A 5,105-nucleotide genomic window follows, 5' to 3' on the forward strand; every position below is an offset into this window, starting at 1 on the left:
ACCGTAGCATATAGAAAGTAACTATAGAACGGAGTAAAGATTTGATGCTCATTGTGAAACGACATGTTCTTTATTCCGTACATGCTAATCCAGCAAACAATTTGCACTGTAATAATATTCAAAACACCAAGCAACCATTTTGTTAAAAAAATATCTTTTCGTTTAAAAGGCATCGAGAATAGAAAATCAGTTGATTGATTGTTACGTTCCCATCCAATTAAAAGACAAGCAAGTGCAATAAGAGTAGCTCCTTGAAAGAAGACGGCACCATCAGATGTCTGAAAATAGTAGGAGTAGTAATATGCATAGTCATCAAACTTTATTTGTGATTGTTTTAGCTGCATTTGCGCTTCTTGATAATATTTATAAGGTAGTTGATATAAACTAATTAACCAAAATAATAGAATTATATATTTTCCTTGCTTCCATTGCCTCATCCATAAAGCTTTATGAAACATGCGAATCCTCCTCAAACGTTGTGATAAAAATATCTTCGAGCGACATGGTTAATTCCTCAATGAGCAGTGGCTGTTCTTTATGAAACTTTTCTAATGTAGCTGCCACATTTCCCTCAATTAAGATGGTAAATACTTTTCCTGTTTGATTTAATATTTTAATATTGCTTAAGTTTTCTAGTTTTTGAGGTAATGACCGTTCATAAGCTACTTGTATTTTTGCAAATCGTGATTTTGCATCATCAAGTGAAGTAATAGATGCCACGGTATGGCCTTTTAACATAATGATTGTATCTGCAATTTGTTCCACTTCATCTAAATGATGAGTTGAGATGAAAATGGTAATCTCTTTTTCTGCAACTTCTCCAACGAGAAACTGCAAAATCTGTCTTTTAACGATAGGATCGAGCCCATTTGTCGGTTCATCTAAAATGATATACTCTGCTTTTGTAGCAACGGCTAAAATGATCGCAAGCAGCGCTTTCATTCCTTTTGAGTAACTACGAATCCGCTTGTTTGGTAAGTTAAAAAGTTCAAGCAGTTCGTAGAAATATGATTCATCAAATGCTGTATAAACTGCTTTATAAAATTTCACGATTTCTTTTACTGTATATCCGTTCAGTATGTTAGTAGAATCTGGGACATATACGACCTTTTGTTTCATTTCAGGATGCATATGAATATCTGTATCTTCATATGTAACCGTGCCTTCATCTGGGTCTAAAATGCCGATCATCGTTCGTAATAAAGTTGTTTTCCCCGCACCGTTTCTTCCGAGTAATCCGACGATACTACCTTTTTGTAATGTGAAAGAAACATCGTCTAAAATCGTTTGATTATCAATTGTTTTCTTCAAACTTGTCACTTTCAGCATCCATATTTCCTCCAATCTCTTTATAGTATGAATCTATCCAATCATGAATTTTATCTTTCGTAATCCCAAGATAAGAGGCTTCTAGTAATAATTGATGAAATTGCTTTTCAACCATAGCGATTTTCCTTTCGTCTAATGTTGGGGTAATCGATTGAGATACAAATGTTCCTTTTCCTCGTAACGTTTCAATAATCCCTTGTCGCTCTAATTCTTGATACGCTTTACTCACTGTATTTGGATTTATAACAAGTAATGAAGCGAGCTCGCGTACAGAAGGAAGTTTATCACTTGGAGCTAACATGTTTTTTAATACGAGTTCTTTTATATTTTGAACAATTTGTTCCCATATCGGAGTGTTGCTTCTTGGATCAAGTTGAATATGCAAGAGCAATGTCTCCTTCCTCATATGTATTAAGTGTACTACTATGCGTAATACATTTAATACAATATAGGGTATGAATGTGTTTGTCAACTGAAAAAAATAGAAAAATATGGTATTAAAAAATAATAAATTGGAAAAAATAGGTCTGATATAGAATGGAGGGTTAGTCATGAAGCGAGTTTTTGGAATACTTGTTTGTTTCATGTTATTGCTTTCTGGTACTTCAGTTAGTTTTGCACAATCTGAGAAAACGAAGCAGGAGAAAACAGAAGAAACCGCGCCGAAATTAGCGGAGCAAGCATCGTCAGCAATCGTAATTGAGCAAGATACAGGTAAAGTTTTATTTGATAAAAATCCGAATGAAAAGTTACCACCTGCTAGTATGACAAAGATTATGACAATGCTATTAATTATGGAACAAGTTGAAAAAGGAAAACTAAAACTAAACGATAAAGTTAGAGCAAGTGAACATGCAGCTTCAATGGGTGGATCACAAATCTTTTTAGAACCTGGGGAAGAGATGACCGTAAATGAAATGCTAAAAGGTATTGCCATTGCATCTGGAAATGATGCATCTGTTGCAGTAGCAGAGCATATCGCTGGTTCAGAAGAAGGATTTGTAAATATGATGAACAAAAAAGCGAAAGATTTAGGGTTGAAAAATACACATTTTCAAAACCCGACAGGTCTCCCGGCTAAAGATCATTATTCTACAGCAAATGATATGGCTATAATGGCGAGAGAATTGATGAAGTATCCACTTATTCGCAAATACACAGGTAAATACGAAGATTATTTACGAGAAGATACGGATAAGAAGTTTTGGCTCGTCAATACGAATAAGTTAGTACGTTTTTATCCTGGAGTAGATGGTGTAAAAACGGGCTTTACAACAGAAGCAAAATATTGCTTAACAGCATCGGCTGAAAAAAATGGCATGCGTGTTATTTCAGTTGTTATGGGAGCACCTACATCTAAAGAACGGAACAATCAAGTGACGAAGCTTCTTGATTATGCATTTGGTCAATATATGACGAAGAAAATGTATACGCGCGGTGAAAAAATTAAGACTGTACAAGTAGGAAAAGGTAAAAAAGAAAAAGTAGATTTAGTTGCATCAGATAATGTGTCTCTTCTTATGAAGAAGGGCGAAAATATGGACAAAGTAAAGCAAGAAGTAATTGCTGAAAAGAAAGTGAAAGCACCGATTAAAAAAGGTGATGCACTTGGCACGCTTGTTATTAAAAAAGATAAAGAGGTTTTATTAAAACAAACAATCGTAGCAAAAGAAGATGTTGCTGCAGCAAGCTGGTGGGAGTTATTTAAAAGAAGTTTTGGGATGTTTTCAACATCAAAATAGCGGCAAACATTTTGCCGCTTTTCTATTCGTATGTAAGTAAATAATTGTTGAATGGTTTCACTTTATGGCGAAATAGTTCTTCTTTTGTCAGTAGGAAGGATTCTTATGTTGTATCACGAAAATCTTTATGTATGTAAATGAGTAAAGTTTGAGCATAAGGAGGAAATCGTGTGAGTCTTTCCATGCAATTAGAAGTAAAACGTGACGTCCTATGTGTGAGACTAGCGGGTGAATTAGATCATCATACTGCTGAAGAGTTGCGAACGAAAGTGACAGATATGATTGAGACACATGGTGTTCATCACATTGTTTTGAGCCTAGAGAACTTATCATTTATGGATAGTTCTGGTTTAGGTGTGATATTAGGCCGATATAAGCATGTAAAGGGATTAGGTGGAGAAATGGTTGTTTGTGCAATTTCACCGCCTGTTAAGCGTTTATTTGAAATGTCGGGCTTATTTAAAATTGTTCGCTTAGAAGAAAGTGAAGCGCACGCGCTCGCGACGTTGGGGGTGGCATAAATGAGAAATGAAATGAACCTTCAATTTTCAGCATTAAGTCAAAATGAATCATTCGCTCGCGTTACAGTGGCAGCATTCATTGCGCAACTAGATCCAACGATGGATGAGCTAACGGAGATTAAAACTGTTGTGTCAGAAGCGGTTACAAATGCAATTATTCATGGATACGAAGGAAATGCAGAAGGTACTGTTTATATTTCTGTAATTTTGGAAGAGGCAATGGTGAAACTCACGATTCGAGATGAAGGGATTGGCATCTTTAATTTAGATGAGGCAAGGCAACCCCTTTTTACAACTAAACCTGAATTAGAGCGTTCCGGAATGGGATTTACTATCATGGAAAATTTTATGGATGAAGTAGAAGTTATTTCAAACGAATCTTTCGGGACAACAATCCATTTGACAAAATACTTATCAAATAGTAACGCTCTATGCAATTAAGGAGAATAGCCTATGGACATAGAGGTCAAAAATGAGAAGAAGAAACCTCAGTTAAAGGACCACGAGCTAAAAGCGTTAATTCAAAAAAGTCAAGGTGGAGATCAACAAGCAAGAGATACGATTGTTCAAAGTAATATGCGTCTAGTATGGTCGGTTGTACAGCGTTTTTTGAATCGAGGATACGAACCAGACGATCTATTTCAAATTGGATGTATTGGGCTCTTAAAATCGGTAGATAAATTTGATTTATCTTTCGACGTGAAATTTTCAACATATGCAGTTCCAATGATTATTGGAGAAATTCAACGATTTTTACGTGACGATGGATCAGTGAAAGTAAGTAGATCTTTAAAAGAAACAGGCAACAAAATTCGAAAGATGAGAGACGAGCTTTCGAAAGAATTCGGAAGGGCTCCAACGATTAATGAAGTAGCAGAGGCGCTAGAACTAACGCCTGAAGAAGTTGTTCTGGCGCAAGAAGCGAGTCGTCCTCCTTCATCGATACATGAAACCGTGTATGAAAATGATGGAGACCCTATTACTATTTTAGATCAAATTGCAGATCAATCTGAAACGAAATGGTTTGATAAAATAGCTTTAAAAGAAGCAATTAGAGAATTAGATGAACGAGAACGTCTTATTGTATATTTGCGCTATTATAAAGATCAAACCCAATCAGAAGTAGCAGAGCGCATAGGTATTTCGCAAGTACAAGTTTCAAGACTTGAAAAGAAAATATTAAAACAGATGAAAGATCGAATAGATGAATAACTGTCTATTCGATTTTTTTATGACTTTAATAGGAGGGAGTTGTTAATTTTCGCAAAAATTAACAGAATTTATTGATAATTTAGTTAATTTAAAATATAATCCAAGTATGAACTTGTCATAAAGGGGGAAGGAAACATGGAAACGAGGCAACAATGGGGAACGAGGGCTGGATTTATTTTCGCAGCGGTCGGCTCAGCCGTTGGATTAGGAAACATATGGCGTTTTCCTTATACAGCGTATGAAAATGGAGGAGGTGCATTCTTTTTACCGTACTTATTTGCATTATTAACGACTGGTATTT

Annotated in this window: 7 protein-coding genes and 1 pseudogene; 5 read left to right on the top strand and 3 right to left on the bottom strand. The window is 35.5% G+C overall.

Translation table 11 applies throughout. From position 1 onward, the window contains the following. The 3 genes from JDS92_RS29585 to JDS92_RS29595 form a co-directional block, all read right to left on the bottom strand. The coding region (locus JDS92_RS29585) for an ABC-2 transporter permease (protein ID WP_199633003.1) at positions 1-458 on the bottom strand (458 nt) is incomplete at its 3' end. After that, the gene (locus JDS92_RS29590) at positions 448-1,329 is read right to left on the bottom strand and encodes an ABC transporter ATP-binding protein (protein WP_087969734.1); all 882 of its coding nucleotides are present in this window, start codon (positions 1,327-1,329) and stop codon (positions 448-450) included. The genes JDS92_RS29585 and JDS92_RS29590, both read right to left, overlap by 11 nt. Further along, positions 1,295-1,714: a GntR family transcriptional regulator gene (locus tag JDS92_RS29595; protein ID WP_000548026.1), complete on the bottom strand. Its 420-nt coding sequence runs from the start codon at positions 1,712-1,714 to the stop codon at positions 1,295-1,297. The genes JDS92_RS29590 and JDS92_RS29595 overlap by 35 nt, the downstream gene beginning before the upstream one ends. Before the next feature lie 166 nt (positions 1,715-1,880). Between JDS92_RS29595 and dacF the strand changes: the two genes are divergently transcribed. From dacF to JDS92_RS29620, 5 genes and pseudogenes are all read left to right on the top strand, one after another. Continuing rightward, positions 1,881-3,071 (top strand): serine-type D-Ala-D-Ala carboxypeptidase DacF, encoded by a 1,191-nt coding sequence (gene dacF / locus JDS92_RS29600; protein ID WP_000831987.1) that lies wholly within the window; start codon positions 1,881-1,883, stop codon positions 3,069-3,071. A gap of 170 nt (positions 3,072-3,241) precedes the next feature. Then, the gene (gene spoIIAA / locus JDS92_RS29605) at positions 3,242-3,592 is read left to right on the top strand and encodes an anti-sigma F factor antagonist (RefSeq protein ID WP_000059133.1); all 351 of its coding nucleotides are present in this window, start codon (positions 3,242-3,244) and stop codon (positions 3,590-3,592) included. Beyond that, positions 3,593-4,033 carry an anti-sigma F factor gene (gene spoIIAB, locus JDS92_RS29610; protein WP_001243394.1) on the top strand — a complete coding sequence of 147 codons (441 nt, stop codon included), beginning with the start codon at positions 3,593-3,595 and terminating at the stop codon, positions 4,031-4,033. Between the two features lie 12 nt (positions 4,034-4,045). Then, entirely contained in the window at positions 4,046-4,804 is a 759-nt protein-coding gene (gene sigF, locus JDS92_RS29615; RefSeq protein WP_000350732.1) for an RNA polymerase sporulation sigma factor SigF, read from the top strand. A gap of 135 nt (positions 4,805-4,939) precedes the next feature. Beyond that, positions 4,940-5,105, top strand: a pseudogene (locus JDS92_RS29620) (sodium-dependent transporter); the annotation flags it as partial.

This window comes from Bacillus cereus group sp. N12 (assembly GCF_016483575.1).
Lineage (GTDB): Bacteria > Bacillota > Bacilli > Bacillales > Bacillaceae_G > Bacillus_A > Bacillus_A toyonensis.